The organism is Brachyspira catarrhinii (genome assembly GCF_005518285.1).
Taxonomy (GTDB): Bacteria; Spirochaetota; Brachyspiria; order Brachyspirales; family Brachyspiraceae; genus Brachyspira; species Brachyspira catarrhinii.
This window is the reverse complement of sequence record NZ_SJDU01000772.1, coordinates 1-476: the sequence shown is the minus strand read 5'-3', so window position 1 is coordinate 476 and position 476 is coordinate 1. Positions and strand designations below refer to the sequence as shown.

At 28.4% G+C, this 476-nt stretch carries 1 protein-coding gene; it reads right to left on the bottom strand.

Annotated features, from left to right (window positions below):
• Positions 1 to 476: type I restriction enzyme endonuclease domain-containing protein (locus tag EZH24_RS13400; protein WP_137999486.1), on the bottom strand; the 476-nt coding region annotated here is incomplete at both ends.

Sequence of the window (476 nt, the reverse complement as noted above, 5' to 3'; positions counted from 1 at the left end):
TTTATCAAATAAATAAAGCTCTTTAGAATCCTCCTTGCCATCAAAAATATTCATAATGCCTTCGCTTTGTATGCTTCCTTCAAGTATTTTATTTATTCTATGATTTATCTCTCTTAATGATAATTTCTGATGACTTTGCATTTTAGTTATTATTACTTTAACCGCTTCATACAATGCCGTTTCTGCAGATTCTTCTCTTGAAATAATACTTCTGCATAATGCTTCTGCTTTTTTTAATGCCGCTGCATTATCTAAAAAATCGTTTCTTTCCTTCTCTTCAAATGAAAACACATAATCGGCTAATTTAGTTATAAGGTCTAATCTCTCTGTACTTGAACAAGTGTAAAAGTTGGAATAATCAATATCTTTAAAAATATTTCTAATATGTGCAATAATATCCTTAAACTTTGGTAATGCAGTATTTGCTATATCCATATTACCATAATTTTCTTTATCTCTTTTAGTATAATCCCTCA